General features: G+C 63.2%; 18 protein-coding genes and 1 pseudogene. 15 read left to right on the forward strand and 4 right to left on the reverse strand.

All coding sequences use genetic code 11. The features are described 5' to 3' along the window. The coding region (locus HHL08_RS23610; protein ID WP_169575368.1) for a MobA/MobL family protein at nucleotides 1–365 on the reverse strand (365 nt) is incomplete at its 3' end. Between the two features lie 172 nt (nucleotides 366–537). On the opposite strand from HHL08_RS23610, the gene HHL08_RS23615 reads away from it, so the two are divergent. From HHL08_RS23615 to HHL08_RS23660, 10 genes are all read left to right on the forward strand, one after another. Further along, complete coding sequence (locus HHL08_RS23615) at nucleotides 538–789, forward strand: DUF5808 domain-containing protein (protein ID WP_169575367.1); 252 nt, start codon at nucleotides 538–540, stop codon at nucleotides 787–789. Next, nucleotides 782–1,084, forward strand: coding sequence for a conjugal transfer protein TraD (locus HHL08_RS23620; RefSeq protein ID WP_169575369.1), 303 nt, complete (start codon nucleotides 782–784; stop codon nucleotides 1,082–1,084). The genes HHL08_RS23615 and HHL08_RS23620 overlap by 8 nt, the downstream gene beginning before the upstream one ends. Nucleotides 1,085–1,127: 43 nt before the next feature. Next, nucleotides 1,128–1,349 carry a conjugal transfer protein TraD gene (locus HHL08_RS26045; protein WP_169575370.1) on the forward strand — a complete coding sequence of 74 codons (222 nt, stop codon included), beginning with the start codon at nucleotides 1,128–1,130 and terminating at the stop codon, nucleotides 1,347–1,349. Then, entirely contained in the window at nucleotides 1,346–1,960 is a 615-nt protein-coding gene (locus HHL08_RS23630; RefSeq protein ID WP_169575371.1) for a class I SAM-dependent methyltransferase, read from the forward strand. Before HHL08_RS26045 ends, HHL08_RS23630 begins: the two co-directional genes overlap by 4 nt. A gap of 3 nt (nucleotides 1,961–1,963) precedes the next feature. Further along, entirely contained in the window at nucleotides 1,964–2,518 is a 555-nt protein-coding gene (locus tag HHL08_RS23635) for an AAA family ATPase (protein ID WP_169575372.1), read from the forward strand. Beyond that, nucleotides 2,511–2,789 carry a hypothetical protein gene (locus tag HHL08_RS23640; protein ID WP_169575373.1) on the forward strand — a complete coding sequence of 93 codons (279 nt, stop codon included), beginning with the start codon at nucleotides 2,511–2,513 and terminating at the stop codon, nucleotides 2,787–2,789. Before HHL08_RS23635 ends, HHL08_RS23640 begins: the two co-directional genes overlap by 8 nt. Continuing rightward, nucleotides 2,782–3,057, forward strand: coding sequence for an antitoxin VbhA family protein (locus HHL08_RS23645; protein ID WP_169575374.1), 276 nt, complete (start codon nucleotides 2,782–2,784; stop codon nucleotides 3,055–3,057). The genes HHL08_RS23640 and HHL08_RS23645 overlap by 8 nt, the downstream gene beginning before the upstream one ends. Nucleotides 3,058–3,059: 2 nt before the next feature. After that, nucleotides 3,060–4,718, forward strand: a complete 1,659-nt coding sequence (locus HHL08_RS23650) for a type IV secretory system conjugative DNA transfer family protein (protein ID WP_169575375.1) — start codon at nucleotides 3,060–3,062, stop codon at nucleotides 4,716–4,718. Next, nucleotides 4,715–5,305 (forward strand): nucleotidyltransferase family protein, encoded by a 591-nt coding sequence (locus tag HHL08_RS23655; protein WP_169575376.1) that lies wholly within the window; start codon nucleotides 4,715–4,717, stop codon nucleotides 5,303–5,305. The genes HHL08_RS23650 and HHL08_RS23655 overlap by 4 nt, the downstream gene beginning before the upstream one ends. Nucleotides 5,306–6,335: 1,030 nt before the next feature. After that, a complete protein-coding gene (locus HHL08_RS23660) occupies nucleotides 6,336–7,247 on the forward strand; it encodes a replication initiation protein (protein WP_026002374.1) in 912 nt (303 codons plus the stop codon). A 52-nt stretch (nucleotides 7,248–7,299) separates the two neighbouring features. On the opposite strand, the gene HHL08_RS23665 is transcribed toward HHL08_RS23660, so the two are convergent. The 3 genes and pseudogenes from HHL08_RS23665 to HHL08_RS23675 form a co-directional block, all read right to left on the reverse strand. Further along, entirely contained in the window at nucleotides 7,300–7,566 is a 267-nt protein-coding gene (locus HHL08_RS23665; RefSeq protein WP_169575377.1) for a hypothetical protein, read from the reverse strand. A 25-nt stretch (nucleotides 7,567–7,591) separates the two neighbouring features. Further along, entirely contained in the window at nucleotides 7,592–8,227 is a 636-nt protein-coding gene (locus HHL08_RS23670; protein ID WP_017183076.1) for an AAA family ATPase, read from the reverse strand. 69 nt (nucleotides 8,228–8,296) lie between these two features. After that, nucleotides 8,297–8,940 (reverse strand): annotated as a pseudogene (locus tag HHL08_RS23675) (transcription elongation protein SprT). Between the two features lie 415 nt (nucleotides 8,941–9,355). On the opposite strand from HHL08_RS23675, the gene HHL08_RS23680 reads away from it, so the two are divergent. From HHL08_RS23680 to HHL08_RS23700, 5 genes are all read left to right on the forward strand, one after another. Beyond that, nucleotides 9,356–9,637: a type II toxin-antitoxin system RelB/DinJ family antitoxin gene (locus HHL08_RS23680; RefSeq protein WP_007684554.1), complete on the forward strand. Its 282-nt coding sequence runs from the start codon at nucleotides 9,356–9,358 to the stop codon at nucleotides 9,635–9,637. Continuing rightward, nucleotides 9,606–9,926, forward strand: coding sequence for a type II toxin-antitoxin system YafQ family toxin (locus tag HHL08_RS23685; protein ID WP_169575378.1), 321 nt, complete (start codon nucleotides 9,606–9,608; stop codon nucleotides 9,924–9,926). The genes HHL08_RS23680 and HHL08_RS23685 overlap by 32 nt, the downstream gene beginning before the upstream one ends. 106 nt (nucleotides 9,927–10,032) lie before the next feature. Further along, on the forward strand, nucleotides 10,033–10,653 hold the full coding sequence (locus HHL08_RS23690; protein ID WP_169575379.1) for a histidine phosphatase family protein: 621 nt from the start codon (nucleotides 10,033–10,035) through the stop codon (nucleotides 10,651–10,653). Between the two features lie 93 nt (nucleotides 10,654–10,746). After that, nucleotides 10,747–12,213: a tetratricopeptide repeat protein gene (locus HHL08_RS23695; protein WP_169575380.1), complete on the forward strand. Its 1,467-nt coding sequence runs from the start codon at nucleotides 10,747–10,749 to the stop codon at nucleotides 12,211–12,213. Between the two features lie 56 nt (nucleotides 12,214–12,269). Continuing rightward, complete coding sequence (locus HHL08_RS23700) at nucleotides 12,270–13,277, forward strand: aspartyl protease family protein (protein WP_169575381.1); 1,008 nt, start codon at nucleotides 12,270–12,272, stop codon at nucleotides 13,275–13,277. Nucleotides 13,278–13,292 lie beyond the last annotated feature (15 nt).

A 13,292-nucleotide genomic window follows, 5' to 3' on the forward strand; every position in this document is an offset into this window, starting at 1 on the left:
AGGTCCGCGACCATGCCGCGTTCCACGAACTGCTTTTCGACGAAATCGCGCGCGAGCTGAACGCCTTGGCTCTGGTTCATCTCTCTGGGAATCGAGAACTCGACCTCGCGGGCCAACTGCGCATCCTTGCGCTTCTCGCCCGCCTCGACTTCATTCCACAAGGTGGCGCGGTCGTTTAAACGCTCCGGTGCACCTTCGGGCAGCAGCACTTCGGAATGGACGACGCCGGCCTTGTTCGAGAAATCGTGATTGCGCCCAAGCCGCTCGTCGTGCAGCTCGGACGCTGAACGATAGGCGGCCGACGCAACCGCGCTCGATCCGTTGGCGCGGCTGATGACCTTGGCCGAGAAGTGGTAGATCGCCATGACGGTCGCTATAATGCCTTTCTGAGCGCACGTCGGCAACGACGTATAAGCGCGCACTCACACTCTCTGCCGTTCCTGTGATTGACTTCGCCGCATTTTCGGATGCCGCCGGTTTCCTCAAGTACGTGTTGTGCTACGATCCTGCTTCATCGACGTGCGTGAAAGGAACGTGATGGCAGCGAACAACAGCCCGCAATTCGATGCGCTCTGGCGCGATCCTGCTCATTGGTCGGACGGCCTGCTCGGTTGCTATTTCGCCAAGGCCGATCCGCGCCTGTGGGTGCCCAAGCGCAACCCCGCATTGGGCTGGACGCTCAATATGGCCCATCCTCGCGCTGGGTGGTGGATGATCGGCACCGTCCTGTTCGCTGCCCTTTTTCCCGTCGCCCTCATCCTCACTGTCGGAGCGATTTCTCATGCGTAAGGTGCGTGACTATGATGCGGAGCTGAAAGCGCTCGGCGACAAGGCCAGGGCATTGAAGGCGAAGAAAGTCCAGCAACTCGGTGAACTGGTGATGGCGACGGGTGCCGATACGCTCGACGCCGAAGTGCTGGCCGGCGCGCTGCTGCATGTCATCGGCGAGGCGCAGGTCGCGGAAAATCGGGAGGCGTGGCGCTCTGATGGCGCGGCCTTCTTTCAGCGGCGCGGGCGCAAGGCTGGCAAGGGCAATGCAGGCGATGGCCAGGACGCAGGCGAAACTCCAACAGGCGGTTCGTAGGGCTGAGGCCGGACAGCGCCGCACCGATACGAGGGAATGGGTTGTGCAACGCAGGGAACGCACCCGCCACCTGATCGAGCTGGGCGGCCTTGTCCAAAAGGCCGGCCTTGTCGATCTCGCCGACGACGATCGCGCCACCCTCTACGGTGCGATGCTCGAACTGGCGACAAAGGCGCGTGAGGATGGCGATATGCTCGCTCTCTGGAAGCGGCGCGGCAAACGCGCGTTCGACGCGGAGCTGGAAGCACAGGAAACAACGCCATGAGCGATCCGGAGACCGGAGCCGCCAATATCGTTCCCCTTTACGAGCGAACGGCGTCCGCATGGCTGACTGCACGCGGGACCGATCTCATCGAGGCCGAATGGCTGGACCTGTTCACCGCCCGCCTCGCACCCGGTGCTACGATTCTTGATCTCGGCTGCGGCGGCGGCGCGCCGATCGGTGCCGAACTGTTGCGCCGGGGCTTCGCCGTCACCGGCCTCGACAGCGCCCCCGGCTTGATCGACCATGCCCGCACGACACTGCCGGATGGCAACTGGATCGTCGGCGACATGCGATGCTTCGTGTCCCCCCACCGCTTTGGCGGGATCATCGCGTGGCACAGCTTCTTTCATCTGAGCCAGGACGACCAGCGGGCGATGATACCGCGTTTCGCCAAGCTCGCCGCACCTGGCGGCGCAATCATGTTCACATCCGGCCCCGAAGTCGGGGAGGCATGGGGCGAATGGCAGGGCGAACCGCTGTTTCATGCCAGCCTCGGACAGGAAGAATATCGCGAACGGCTCGCCGCCGCCGGCTTTTCGGCCATCACCTATATCAAGGCCGAACCGGGTGGCTCAGCTCCGACCCTGTGGCTGGCAACATTGGAGGGCTGATACATGGCCGCACGCCCCGATTTCCATATCATCACCGGCGGCCCCGGCTCGGGCAAAACCTCCCTGATCGACGCACTGGCAGCGCAAGGCGTCCACCACATGCCAGAGGCCGGTCGCGCCATCATCCGCGATCAGGTCGCGATCGGCGGCACCGCCCTCCCCTGGGCCGATCGCGCCGCCTATGCGGAATTGATGCTGGGGTGGGAATTGCGCTCCTGGAATGAGGCCCATGACCGTGCGGGGCCGGTCATCTTCGATCGCGGCGTTCCCGATGTGATTGGCTATCTGCGCCTGTGTGGTCTTCCAGTCCCGGCCCATGTCAGCCAGGCCGCCGACCTGTTCCGCTATCAGCGCCGCGTGTTCATCGCCCCGCCCTGGCGCGAGATATTTGGGCAGGACGCGGAGCGGAAACAGGACTTTGCGGAAGCACAGGCGACCTATGAGGCGATGGTCACGGTCTATGCCGGTCTCGGCTACGAGCTGGTGACGCTCCCCCTCGCCCCGATCGCCGAACGGGTTCGCTTCGTCCACGCACGGATGGGAGAACAACATGACTGACGCCTCACGCCTTTCCTGGCAACTTCTGATGGTGGGGCCGGGTATCGATCGCATCACCCCCGATATTCAGGACAGGCTCGCCTCGCTGCTCGACCTGCTGCCCACTACCGCGACCATCAACGTCCAGACCGACGCCGGCTATGTCACCGTCTCACGCGACTGGCCCAGCCACCGCATGGAAACCGTCGATAGCCTGGTGGACGCCATCGCCGCCGCGCCGGGCATCATCCATATTTCCGTGCCCGAGGAGGGAGGATCAGCCGATGAATGATCGCCTCATTCCCGAGGAAGAACGCGCCCAGCGCCAACGGGCGATCGATTTCGCACGGACCAGTACCGAACTGTCAGGCGGCTCCTTCTCCCCGGAGACGGAGCCGCTGAACGCCCGTTTCGTTTCCGGGGAACTGTCCGGCAGCGACTATATCGCCGCAGTGCTGGACCACGCCAACACCCTGCCCCCCGGCGTGCCGGTGCAGGAATATTTCACCAGTTTCGATGAAGCGATCAAGGCGCGAGACGACAGCAAAGGGGCATCCTGACGATGGAGTGGCTGCGTCAGCTCGGCCGCGCGATCCGCAATCTCGCCCGCATATCGCGCCAGAATCCGATCTGGGCGATCACGGCGCTGACGCTCAGCCCGATCGCACTCATCCGCCATCTGTTCGGCGTCCTGGTCCTGATCCTCGCCACCGGCATCGTGCTGGGCCTGGGCATGCCGCTTATCCTCGGCAAGCTGCTCGGTCTGTCGCCTGATTCCAACATCTATCAGATCATCATGATGCTGACGGTGATCGTCGTCATCCTCATCGGCCTGCGCGCGCTCTTCCAGCCCCTGATCCTGAAATATGGCGGTCCCACCGCTGACGACACCCACGGCTCGGCCCGCTTCGCCACGGATCGTGAGGCCCGCCCGCTCGCCCAGGGCGAAGGCCTGCTGATCGGCCGCGACCGAAAATCGGGCAAGCTGCTGCGCTATGCCGGTCCCGCCCATCTGCTGACCATCGCGCCGACCCGCACCGGCAAGGGCGTGGGCACGATCATCCCCAACCTGCTCGATTATCCCGGCCCGGTCGTCTGCATCGACCCCAAGGGCGAGAACGCCCGCATCACCGCCCGCCACCGCGCCAGCTTCGGTCCGGTCCATGTCCTCGATCCGTTCGGCGTCACCGGCCTGCCCTCCGCCGCGTTCAATCCGCTCGATCGCATCGACCCTGCCGGCCTCGATCTCGCCGACGACTGCATGACGCTCGCCGACGCGCTGGTCTACGACGCACCGGGAGAAGCCGGTGACGCGCACTGGAACGAGGAAGCCCGGGCGCTGATCTCGGGGCTCATCCTCTCGATCGTCTGCCAGGAGCCGCCGGCGATGCGGACCCTCGCCACGCTGCGCGACCGCCTCACCCTCGCGCCCGCCGCTTTCGCCGCCCAGCTCGCCGATATGCAGGCGCAGGGCGGCCTTGCCGCGCGCGCCGCCAACCGTCACCTTGGCAAGTCCGATCGTGAAGCCGCCGGCGTGCTGTCGGCCGCGCAGCGCCATACCCATTTTCTCGACAGCCCACGCATGACGACAGTGCTGGGACACTCGGATTTCACCTTCGCCGACGTGAAGGCGCGGTCCACCACCGTCTATCTGGTGTTGCCGCCCGACCGGCTCGCCACCTATGCCCGCTGGCTGCGCCTGATGCTCGCACAAGGATTGACCGAGCTGGCCCGCGCTCCGGCGTCCGCGACAAGTCCCGTGCTGTTCCTGCTCGACGAGTTCGCAGCATTGGGCCGCCTCGAACCTGTCGAGCGCGCCATGGGCCTGATGGCCGGCTACGGCATCCAGCTCTGGCCGATCCTGCAGGACGTCCACCAGCTCCGCGCGCTCTACGAGCGCCGCGCCGGCACCTTCCTGTCGAATGCCGGCGTCCTGCAGGTGTTCGGGGTCAACGATCATGACAGCGCGAAGCTGGTTTCCGATCTGCTCGGCCAGGAAACGGTCGTGTTCGAGACGATGAGCCGCGCGATCGACGCGGAGGAAACCGGCATATCCTTCGGCGCGCAGCATGTCGGCCGCCCCCTGCTCACCCCCGATGAGGTCCGCACGCTGCGCGAGGATCTCCAGCTCCTGTTTCTCGCCGGGCAGCGTCCGATCGTCGCCACCAAGCTGCGCTATTTTGCCGATCGCGAGTTCGCCGGCAGGTTCGACAAGGCATGAAGCCGTTTAAACGGCCTTCCGCCGACGATCGGGACCGCCTCACGGCGCTGGTCCTTGGTCACCCCTATCTCGCGTCCATCATCGCACGCTGGCAGGAACTGGCGCTGCCCGATTGCTGGTTGTCGGGCAGCGCCATCGCCCAGGCCCGCTGGAACGAGGCGTTCGGTTTTCCCGCCGCGCATGGGATCGCCGATGTCGATCTCGTCTTTTTCGACGCCTCGGACCTTTCGGAAGAGGCGGAGGTCGCGCACGCGGCGCGGATCGGCCGCATCTTCGCCGACATGCCGGTCCGCATCGACCTCAAGAACCAGGCGCGCGTCCATCTCTGGTATGAAGGCCGCTTCGGTTACGCGATCCCGCCCTATGACTCGGCGGCCCAAGCCATCGCCACCTTCCCGACCACCTCGGCCGCGATCGGCGTGCAGCCCGGTGTCGGCGGTCTCGACATCATCACACCGTTCGGCCTGGCCGACCTTTTCGCCCCTGTCGTGCGGCCGAACCGGGCACAAATCACGGAGGCGATCTACGAGGCGAAGCTCGCGCGCTGGAAAGCCCTGTGGCCCGATCTCCAAGCGATCGACTGGTGACGGTCGCCTTTCGGCAAGACCCGGGGTGACTGGTCCTGGGCGCGCTGACGGTTTGCGGGATATCGTCAACGGGCGCTCTACGGATAAAGTGCGATCTTAATTGCTACCGTATGTATATCGATATGATTGCGTATCGCTATTATTACGCAGCGATGTCCGTCGCTATGAGAATGGCCTGATCGTGGAGTCGGTGCCTCTGGCGCACGAAAGGTGAGTTTTGGGGTATGGACTCACCGTTGGCGATCGGCGCCTAGGCATTGACGCGGCGGGTGATACCACGAGGATATTCACCCGCGAAGTCTGCTGCCCAGGAAGGCCGTGAAGCGCCGCTTGGAGCTTGACCCCTCCCCAACCTACCAGAAGTCCGGAACAAGGCTGAGCGGCCCGGAAATCGTCCTTATAGCGACGTTTCGGCCTCCCCTGTCCTCTCGATTGGATCGCCTCCTATCCGCCTGGCTTTTTTGGAAAGCCAATCTGCGACGTTTCCGTTGGGCGCTATGATTGGGCGAAGGGAGCAGCGTTTGAACAGTCACCAATCAAAAAACAAATAGCGTGTCGGCGAAGCCGGCTCATCATGGGGGTGCCGGGTGGGAGGATCGCTTTAGCGATCCGGGGCGGCCGTAGGCCGCGAGCCGGCGGGGCGAAGCCCCAAGAGGCGGCGCTTTTCTTCTTCTTTTCGGAGCTGTGGGTGCGGTGAGCGCCAAGTTATCCACAAGCATGGCTACCCCAAAACTCACCGTTCGCCTTCTAATTCAATAATTCTTCTTAGATTCAAGATTCAGGGGTCTGCAAACCCGCAGAAAACCTAAGAAAATGCCCGTGAAAAGTGAGTGTTGGGGTCGAGTCGCGTGAGTCTTGGGGTAGCCTTTGGTGAGTTTTGGGGCCGGTAAAAGTGAGTGTTGGGGTCGAGTCCGGTGAGCTTTCGGGTAGCCGCCTGATCGACGGTGAGTTTTGGGGTATCTCCTCACCGCTCAGGCGAACGGCGAGTTTTAGGAATTGTCTGGCTCACCATTGCTGCTAAGGTGAGTGCATGTCCCACGCAACCTCACCTTTGAACGGCGCGAAGGCACAGCTTGCCCTGGTCGATACCCCGGCGCGCACCCTCGCACAAAAAGGGCGCGGAAATCCGTTCGATCCGGCCAATTATGGGGAAATCGTCAAACCCGGCGAACTGGTCGATATTGTCGAGTTGACCCCCCTCACCCTCGCCGATCGCCGAATCTACAATCTGTTGATCGCCAACGCTTGGGAGCGCATCGGCGAGCCGGTCATCCATCGCATCGCCAAGACGGCGCTCAAGGGCACGCACCAGGGCAATGAGCGCATCGAAAGCTCGCTGCTGCGCCTGATGGGCACCATCGCGATCGTCACCATCCGCAAGGCCGGCAAGAGCTACAAGCGCCGCGTCCAGCTCCTCGGCCCCAGCGACGAAAGCCTCGAAAAAGACGGCTTCCTGCACTATCGCATCCCCGAGGAGCTGATCGAGATACTGCGCAACAGCGAGGTCTATGCACGCCTCAAGACGCAAGTGATGTATTGTTTCGAGTCGAAATACGCGCTGTGCCTCTATGAGATGATCGAGCGCCGGATCGGCCTCGAATACAAGCAAAGCGAAGAATTCACGATCGCGGAGCTGCGCGGGCTGCTCAACGTGCCCGAAGGCAAGCTCGAACGCTTCGCCGATCTCAACAAATATTGCCTCAAGGTCGCCCAGGAGGAAATCAACAAGCTCTGCCCCTTCTATGTCGATTTCACGCCGATCAAGAAGGGCCGCAAGGTCGAAAAGGTCGCGATGCTGTGGATGTCCAAAACATCGAGCGGCCGCCGCGACGCGCAAAACCTGATCGATCAGCACAGTATCGTGCGACGGGCGAAGATGCGGGGCGGTATCCCCGAAATGCCGGTACTGGTGGATTTCAACCTGCCCGCCGCCGAACGGTGAGCCCCTACCCCAAAACTCACCTTTGGCGCGCCGTGCTACGATCCGCTGCGCTTCACCCCTCGCCGGCGTCGAGCGCCCTGCTCACGGTGAACTGAATCCACGCGCTACGACTGATGCCGCGCCGCTTCGCGGCGCTGTCGACCTTCGCCAGCAACACGCGGTCAAAGCGCAGCATGACCGGCGCCTTGCGCGGCCCGTCCTCGGCCGCCGCCTCGATCGCCGGCGTCGCCGGTTTCACGGCCCCGGCAATGAAGGCGTCTGCCGCATCATCATCAATGGGCGGCTTCGGATTGCCATTCGGTTTACGAGCGATAGCCATCGCACTTCACTCCGCTATCATTATGCTATACAAATACCGCACCTATCAGCGCGGTCAGCTCATCGACTGCCTTGGCGTCGCGCGGCGATTGCTCCAGCACCCCCCTGCCCTCGGCCGCCGCGTTCGGGAACGCCTTGCGGCGCACGATCGATGTGGGCAGCACCTCGATCCCCTCGATGTCGCCGATCATCTGCAAGGCCGCCTCATTGTCGCCGCCCTGCGGGTCCGCGCCATTGAGGATCGCAACGGCGCGCAGCCCCTCGTTGATCTCGCGCGCCTCGGCCACCAGCGTCGCGACCTGATCGAGCGCCCATACATCGAAGCTGCGGGGCTGCACCGGCACCAGCAACGTGTCGGCCACGGTGAGCGCGGCGCGCAGCGAGCCGGTGTCGCGCCCACCCACGTCGATGATGATATCGTCATATTTGGGCGCGAGCTGGCGGACTTGGCTGCGCAGCGCAGCGCCGGTAAGGGCGACGGCGGTATAACCGGCTTCGCCAAGACCTTCGGTGCGAAGCTGGGTGAAGGTGAGGGCGGTTCCCTGCTCGTCGCCGTCCACCAGCAACAGGTCGCGGCCGGCAAGCGCGCGGGCCACCGCGAGGTTGACGGCGAGCGTAGTCTTGCCAACGCCGCCCTTTGTGTTCCCGACTACCAATATCATAGTGCCCTCACTCTGCCTGCCGTCGTTAATCGAACCAGCATGATCTGTCCATCACAGTGATATACATTTCTAGGACCCCTCACTCTCCGGCACTGGATCGTCATCCTCGTCAAGCGGATCGTGCCGCATGGCCCCATGGTCCTCGATCGGGCAAAGCGGCGCTCCAGCCTCTTCCAGCCATTTGCGGACGGTCCTGACGGTATAGCCGCACGTCACGCACTCGCATTTGAGCATCCGGGTTTTCTGCTTCTTCGGCGCGGTGGACTCGCCGTCCGTATCGAGACGGGCATGGGGGAGGGGGCCAGCAACATCGAGGATCGGCACGATGGCGGCAAGGAAGGCATCGCCAGGAGTGGTGGCACGCATCGGCCCGACCAACCCCACCCAAGCGCGACCCGTTTAAACGCCTTCCCATGTCCTGCCGGGATGCCGACAGCGGCATGGACCAGTTCATGCGCGAGGATGGCCGCGATCTGTGCCGGCATGGCGTCGGGCGCATGGGCAAGGTCCGGACGGATGAAGATTTCAAAATGGCCGTCCGCGCTCAGCCGGTTATCCCAGCACTCGCCGATCGCCTTGCCCTTGGCTCCCGCGCTGGTGAAGCCGATCGCCACGCGCACCCGGTCGGGCAGGGGAGCTTCCAACGCCTCGAAGAGCGGGGCCATGCCCGCCGCCACCCGATTGAGCCAGCTTTCCCGGTTGTCGTGGGTCATCGTCTCTACTCCCTTCAAATCGCCTGTCCGGCGATGGCCATGCCATCGGCCGGAACACGGACGCCCAAGAACGCCGGCGAGAGAGGGGGGCAGCGGGAATCGACGGGGTGGAGCGGGCGCAGCGAGGCCCAGCCGAGCGAGCCACGGCCCGTCTATTCCCGTTGCTGGGGAGAGGGGGGCGGAACGTCCTCTCCCCACTGAACAAACGACATGCCGGCCAGCGCCGGCACCTTGTCCCCGAGATCCGCGTACGCGATCTCGCCCGCCATGTGGATCGTCACCGAATGGCCAAGACCGCGTGCGGGCTTGGGGAGCGCAGCGACTAGAGCCACGGTGCCGCGCAAGCGGCAGGCGCACGATGGTTGTAATTGTAGCTCAGTTGAGCTACATCGAACACGGATCACAGGAGGTTCTTATGGCCGCTACTGCTTTCGTGCGTGCGCGCATCGACGAAACATTGAAGGATGAAGCCGCCGCCGTCTTGGCCGAACTGGGGCTGACCGTATCCGATGTGGTCCGCATGACGCTCACCCGGGTCGCGAAGGATCATGCCTTGCCGTTCGAGCTGAAAGTGCCGAACGCCGAAACACGGGCAGCCATCGAAGCCTCTCGCGCCACGATGAAGGCCCGCCGCGCCCGTTTCACCGATCCTCAGGAAGTGTTTGATGCCCTCGACCAAGAAGCCCGCCAGCAGTAAGCGCGCCTCTCTCCCCCGAGAGGCGTCTTACGAAAAGCGGTTCGCGAAGGATTGGGAGCGGTTGTCGCGCAGCGGGCGCTACAACATGAAGCAGCTCAAGGAAGTGATGATGCTCCTTATCGCCAACGACGCGCCGCTTGGCCCGGAATGGCTGGACCACGCCCTCAAAGGCGATTGGAGCGATCATCGCGAGTGCCATATCGGCGGCGACTTCCTGCTCATCTACACGATCGAGGGAAATCTGGTGAACTTCGTGCGCGCCGGCACGCATTCGGAACTGTTCGAATAGCCTGCCGCTTCCTGGCGAACACAAGAATTGCAAGCGAAGCGCTACTGTTTGGCTATCTTTTGTATATCGTCTGGATAGCGTTCCGCCAGCAATGAAGGGGGAAGCCATGAAGGCCATATTTATCCGCCACGGCGAAAGCACCGGCAATGCCGGCCTGCCCTGTCACGATCTCGCGACGATCGAGCTGACGCAGCGGGGCCATGAACAGGCGCGCCAGGTCGCGGCGAGCTGGACCGGAGCGCCCGCCCTCATCGTCACGTCGCCTTACACCCGGACTCAGCAGACGGCCGCACCGACGATCACGCGCTTTCCCGACGCGCCGGTGGAAGTGTGGCCGATCGAGGAGTTCACCTATCTGCAACCGGCGCGCTGGAACGGCACGCGCAGCGCCGAACGGATGCCGCACCTCGAACGCTATTGGAGTGCGGCCGATCCATCCTATTGCGACGGGGAAGGGGCCGAAAGTTTCAGCGCCATGCTACGGCGCTGCGATGCGGCGCTGGCCCGCCTTGCGGCCATGCCTGCCGGATCGCTGGTCTATGTGTTCGGGCATGGGCAGTTCATCCAGGCCGCGCGCGCCATCGTCGCCGACGCTCATATGGATGATCGAGCCAAGATGCGCGCCTTCTGGCGCAAGGGCGAGCCGCCCGCGATCGGCAACACACAGCGGGTAGGATTCCAATGGGAGGATGATCGCTGGGCCTGTTCGACGGTCGCCTCCGCCTGACGGAAGCCGCCTGCATCGCGTAGCGTGCCTGTTCGCGGTCGCTTGACTGTCAATGGAGTTGATAATCATTCGCAACTGACGCATCCATCGGTGATGCGCCTGATTCACTTTTCCATTTGCGCCCTGCTTGCGTTGGTGCCCTCGACAGCATCGGCTCGCTGGATCGAAGCGCGGTCCCCGAATTTCGTCGTGTACAGCGACGGCGGCGAGGATGGCTTGCGTCGTTCGGTCCAGCTCCTTGAGGATTATGACCGGCTGCTCCGGACGCTGACGGGCACGACGGCCCCGCCATCCGCAAGCCCGCTGAGGGTATATCTGGTCGGCTCTGCCGCCAAGCTGAGCCAGGTTGAGCCGGTTCCAAATGGGGTGCTAGGCTTCTACCGCGCGCGCGTCGGCGGCACCGCCGCCTTTGCTGTGCGCGGCGACAGGCCCGGCGTCGGCGGCGAGGAAGTGCTGCTGCACGAATATGCCCACCACTTCGCCACGCGATACTATCCTGCTTACTATCCGGCCTGGTATAGCGAGGGGTTCGCCGAATATGTGATGACAGCTCGCTTTGCGGACGACCGGATCGAAGTCGGTCGCTACAATCCGGGTCGCGCCATCACGCTGCTGCGCGGAACCTGGCTGCCGGTGGACCGGATCTTCTCTGGCCAGCTCGGTGGCCTCAGCCGGGAGCAGACCGGCCAGTTTTATGCCGAGAGCTGGCTGATCGTGCATTACCTGTTTGCTGACCACACGCGCCGGCAGGCTTTGACGCGCTACTTCGCCGACCTTCACCGGGGCGTCGCTGAGGCGCAAGCCTTTCAGACCGCGTTCGGCATTGATCACAAAGGCTTCGAAGCCGAGCTGAAGCGCTACATGGCGGGCCGCATCGCCTATGGCGTGATAGCGCGCCCGCCGGGTGACGACGTGGCCGTGACTATGCGCGCCCTGTCGCCAGCGGCCGACGACCTCCTGCTGCCGCTGGCCGCGTTGATGATCGGCATCCCGCAGCCGGCGCGCGAGACAGCGACCTTCGCGACGATCAAAGCGGTCGCCGCACGGTATCCAGATGATCCCTATGCCCAGCGTGTGCTGGCGCGCGCCGAAATCGGTTCGGGTGATCGAGCCGCTGGAATAGCGACCATCGATCGGCTCCTGCAAAGTGCGCCGAACGATGCCGAATTGCTCTACTTCCGGGGCCTGGGCGACTTCTACACCGGGCGGAAGGACGCAGCCGCTCGCGGCGAGAGGTTCGCGGCTGCGCGGCCCTGGTTCGCGCGCGCAGCGGCGGCCGATCCGGGCTATTACACTGCGATCTACCGCCTCGCCCAGACTGCGCCGGCCAATGGTTCCACGGTATCCGAAGAGACGCTTGCCCAACTCACGACCGCGCATGCCCTGGCGCCACTTGTCGGCGACATCGCCGTCGAGGCGGCGACGGCGCTCATGGCAAGGCAGCAATATGCGGCGGCCGAACAAGCCCTGATCCCGATCGCGACCAATCCGCACGGCGGAAATGTCGAACGCGCGCGGGCGATGCTGGCGAGCATCCGTCAATCCAACCGACAGGATTGACCTGATTGTCGTATGAACGATTACAATACGATAATAGATTTGGAGAATTTATCCTGATGCCTATCCGTGCACAGTTCTCCCGCGTCATCCATATTGCAAGCGTACTCGCTCTGGGTATGACTAGCAGCACTGCGATCGCACAGAACGCACCACCGCCATTGCAGACAGAACAACAAGCGACACTCACTTATGTTAGTCATATTGCTTATGTTGGTCGTAGCGAGGGCTGGACGCCGCTTACATTTGAACGCTTTCAGGGGCTGATCTTCTTCCAAGGCAAGATCAACGGTGTGCCAGCGACAATAGCGCTCGATAATGGCTTTAGCCATACAACAGTTGATGCGGCCTTTGCGCGTCGTATCGGCCTGACCATACGCGAAACCGACAAAGCAGCCCGCACCGGCACCGGGGAAGTCCCCTTTGGGATAGCAGAGAGCGTATCGATTGAAGCTCCCAACCAGCTTCGCCTGGACGGGGCTGCTGCTATTGTTGACTTTTCGGCGGTGTCTGCTCGGATGCAGCATCGGCTTGATGCCGTCCTCGGCGGCGATCTGCTGGGCCAATTGGCGATCAGCATCCACCCGTCTCAAAATATTCTGATGTTGGTGCCTTCCGGTAGCGCGACGCCTCGGGCCGGTATGCATAGCCGTGAGATTCCGCTTGTTGCCGGCGATCAGATCGAAGGGCAGATTAACGGCCAGCCCGTGCGCCTGCAGATCGATTTGGGGTCGAATGGGGTGGTGACGCTATCCGACGCCGCATGGCAGCGTATCTTCCCTGACGATAGCAAGGCAACGAGGGCCGATAGTACCCGCATTGAAGGCGTCAACCTCGTAGGGCGAAGGATCACCGGCAACACATTGTCCTTTTCAGGCACCAAGATCGAAGGAGCGCCGGTCGACAATAGCGGCCCGTTGCCTGGAAGCCAGGACGGCCTTCTTGGCCAAGGCATCCTTTCAACAGTAGATTTCATTCTCGACATTCCGGCCAAGAAGCTAATCCTGATGCGTGAATTGAGGCCAGGTGAGACCGCTAGCCCGTCAAATGAAGCAGAGCCAAAATAATCGACGCATTGCGAC

Source organism: Sphingobium psychrophilum (assembly GCF_012927105.1).
GTDB classification, from domain to species: domain Bacteria; phylum Pseudomonadota; class Alphaproteobacteria; order Sphingomonadales; family Sphingomonadaceae; genus Sphingobium; species Sphingobium psychrophilum.

Excerpts from the sequence above, each read along its gene's own strand:
- HHL08_RS23690 (WP_169575379.1), top strand. The coding sequence starts at position 10,033 with ATGAAGGCCATATTTATCCGCCACGGCGAAAGCACCGGCAATGCCGGC.
- HHL08_RS23700 (WP_169575381.1), top strand. The coding sequence starts at position 12,270 with ATGCCTATCCGTGCACAGTTCTCCCGCGTCATCCATATTGCAAGCGTA.
- HHL08_RS23630 (WP_169575371.1), top strand. The coding sequence starts at position 1,346 with ATGAGCGATCCGGAGACCGGAGCCGCCAATATCGTTCCCCTTTACGAG.
- HHL08_RS23645 (WP_169575374.1), top strand. The coding sequence starts at position 2,782 with ATGAATGATCGCCTCATTCCCGAGGAAGAACGCGCCCAGCGCCAACGG.
- HHL08_RS23685 (WP_169575378.1), top strand. The coding sequence starts at position 9,606 with ATGCCCTCGACCAAGAAGCCCGCCAGCAGTAAGCGCGCCTCTCTCCCC.
- HHL08_RS23695 (WP_169575380.1), top strand. The coding sequence starts at position 10,747 with ATGCGCCTGATTCACTTTTCCATTTGCGCCCTGCTTGCGTTGGTGCCC.
- HHL08_RS23620 (WP_169575369.1), top strand. The coding sequence starts at position 782 with ATGCGTAAGGTGCGTGACTATGATGCGGAGCTGAAAGCGCTCGGCGAC.
- HHL08_RS23635 (WP_169575372.1), top strand. The coding sequence starts at position 1,964 with ATGGCCGCACGCCCCGATTTCCATATCATCACCGGCGGCCCCGGCTCG.
- HHL08_RS23655 (WP_169575376.1), top strand. The coding sequence starts at position 4,715 with ATGAAGCCGTTTAAACGGCCTTCCGCCGACGATCGGGACCGCCTCACG.
- HHL08_RS23640 (WP_169575373.1), top strand. The coding sequence starts at position 2,511 with ATGACTGACGCCTCACGCCTTTCCTGGCAACTTCTGATGGTGGGGCCG.
- HHL08_RS23680 (WP_007684554.1), top strand. The coding sequence starts at position 9,356 with ATGGCCGCTACTGCTTTCGTGCGTGCGCGCATCGACGAAACATTGAAG.
- HHL08_RS23615 (WP_169575367.1), top strand. The coding sequence starts at position 538 with ATGGCAGCGAACAACAGCCCGCAATTCGATGCGCTCTGGCGCGATCCT.
- HHL08_RS23670 (WP_017183076.1), bottom strand. The coding sequence starts at position 8,227 with ATGATATTGGTAGTCGGGAACACAAAGGGCGGCGTTGGCAAGACTACG.
- HHL08_RS23665 (WP_169575377.1), bottom strand. The coding sequence starts at position 7,566 with ATGGCTATCGCTCGTAAACCGAATGGCAATCCGAAGCCGCCCATTGAT.
- HHL08_RS23650 (WP_169575375.1), top strand. The coding sequence starts at position 3,060 with ATGGAGTGGCTGCGTCAGCTCGGCCGCGCGATCCGCAATCTCGCCCGC.
- HHL08_RS23660 (WP_026002374.1), top strand. The coding sequence starts at position 6,336 with ATGTCCCACGCAACCTCACCTTTGAACGGCGCGAAGGCACAGCTTGCC.